At 59.9% G+C, this 2430-nt stretch carries 1 protein-coding gene and 1 pseudogene; both read left to right on the forward strand.

Translation table 11 applies throughout. The annotated features are described in order from the left end of the window. The coding region (locus tag V6M87_RS27115; RefSeq protein ID WP_332879787.1) for a type VI secretion system Vgr family protein at positions 1 to 1787 on the forward strand (1787 nt) is incomplete at its 5' end. 30 nt (positions 1788 to 1817) lie between these two features. After that, positions 1818 to 2430: pseudogene (locus tag V6M87_RS27120) on the forward strand (phospholipase D-like domain-containing protein); the annotation flags it as partial.

A 2430-nucleotide genomic window follows, 5' to 3' on the forward strand; every position in this document is an offset into this window, starting at 1 on the left:
ATCGCACGGTGCAGCCCGGCCGCGTTTTTAAACTCGGCGGCCATTTCAGCGCCGAGCCACGCTCGATGGAATACGATTCCGAGCCGCGTGCCAGCATCGGCAGGCGCGAATACCTGATTCTCGATGTGCGGCACGAGGCCAGCAACAATTACCAGGCCGGACCCGGCGCGCCGTCGCACTACAAAAATACCTTCACCTGCGTTCGCAGCAGGATTCGCTGGCGCCCCGGTCGCGGCTACAACAGCAAAGCCTGCATGAATCCTGGCGTGCAGACGGCGATTGTCGTCGGGCCTGCTGGCAGCGAAATTCATACGGACAGCTATGGCCGGGTCAAGATCCAGATGCACTGGGACCGGCTGGGGCAGTACGACGAAAACAGTTCGCCGTGGATTCGTGTGATGGCGCCGGCGGCTGGCCATCAGTTCGGCCAGATTCGCTTGCCGCGTGTCGGCGAGGAAGTCACGGTGGTCTACCCTGACGGAAATATCGATCACCCCTTGATACTGGGTGCGGTCTACAACAGCCTGCACATGCCGCCGTGGGCGCTGCCGGAGCAGGCGCCGCTGGCAGGCTTGCGCAGCCGGGAAATGGGGGGCGGCACGCGCGGGAATCACCTGATCCTTGACGATACCAAAGGAAAAATCCAGGCGCAGCTGAAAAGCGATCATCAGTGCAGCCAACTGTCGCTGGGGCACATCACGCGCATTGAGGACAACGCCGGGCGCAAGGATGAACGTGGCGAGGGGTTCGAGCTGCATACCGAGGCCTGGGGCGTCCTGCGCGCCGGCAAGGGCATGCTGGTGACCACCGAAGCGCGTGCCCGCGCCGCGGGCGCGGTAAAAACCATGGACGAGAGCACCAGGCGCCTGGTCGCTGCCGCTACCTTGCAAAAGACCATGGCCGATGCCGCGCATCGCCACGACCTGCCCCATGCGGAAGGCGACCAGATCGACGTTGCAGCAAGCGTCAAGGACCAGAACGACACCATTGCCGGCGTCGGAGACGCCGCCATATTTCCAGAATTGGCAGCCCCGCACCTGGTGCTGGCCAGCCCTGCCGGCATCGCGTCGACCAGCAAACAATCCACCCACCTGGCAAGCGCCGACCACACCGCGCTTACCACTGGCAAGAACCTGTCGATTGCCACCGGCGACAGCCTGCTTGCCAGCGTCACCAACGCCATTCGACTGTTCGTCCACAAGGCAGGGATGCGTCTGATTGCCGCTGCCGGCAAGGTGCATATCCAGGCCCAATCCGACGATATTACCGCCATTGCCAACAAGGTGCTCACGCTTATCAGCGAGACCGATTGGGTGGATATTCGCGGCAAAAAGGGCGTGCGCCTGCACGGCGGCACGGCGATGCTGGAAATCAGTGACACGACACAGTTTTTTACGCCGTCACCGACGCTGTTTCACGGCAATCTCGAAACGCGGGCCCCAAAAAACCGGCCGCAATCGGATGCACCGACGCCAAAACATGACGATTTGCCGGAGTCGACCGAGCCGGAACACCTGTACCACGACATGCGCGCCCACCCCGCCGGCGGCAATTATGAATATCTCGCCTATGCCCTCTACAAAGGCGACACCAAAGTCGAAGACGGCATGACCGACCAGTTTGGTCGAGCAAAAATCCGCCATCAGGCAGGCACGCCCAGTTACCGCATCGTGATGGCGGATGGCGAGGAGTTTTTGCTGAATGTCACGGCGAAGGAGAAAGGGAAATCGCCGCCTGGCGCGGCGACGGCATCGATCGACACGCCGCCAGATCGGCAGCACGACTGAGCGATCAATCACCATCTCTGGAGCTGCACCATGACCGATCCAATCAAACGAATACAGACCATCCACACCAACGAACAGAAGCGGCAATCGAGCAGCTCGGCGCAGTGGTTACTGGAAAACAAATGCGACACGCATCCGATTTCCGATAACAGCAAGTTGACGATGATGATTTGCGGTGAAAAAGGCTTTGCCGATATCGCCAAGGAAATCGAGGCTGCCAAAGAGAGCATCGATATCTGTTTCTGGGGCTTCGACCCCGGTATGGAACTGGTGCGCGACGCAGGTGGTAAATGGCCGCGGGGAACGACGTATGGCGACCTGTTGATCGCCGCGGGCAAACGTGGTGTCCGCGTGCGACTGCTCGTGTGGTTCGACCCGCTTTCGATCACGGTGCCGAGCTTGAATCCAAGGAATATGCCTGGATACACACATGATGCCGAACACGATGAATATATCAAGCAGTACTTCAACCCAAAAGCATGCGCAAACCTTAGCGCGCCGTTCTGCCTGGATTGTCGCACGCGACGGATATTTGCATACAAGGCCAGGGAAAATGAAGTCGAACTCCAAAATGGGGCACGCAAAGACTACTGCAAACTCTGGTATTGGGCCGCGTTCAAGGGCTACCTCAAAGGGGTGCAGC

It is taken from the genome of Massilia sp. S19_KUP03_FR1 (genome assembly GCF_036688685.1).
Classification (GTDB): Bacteria; Pseudomonadota; Gammaproteobacteria; order Burkholderiales; family Burkholderiaceae_D; genus JALYUM01.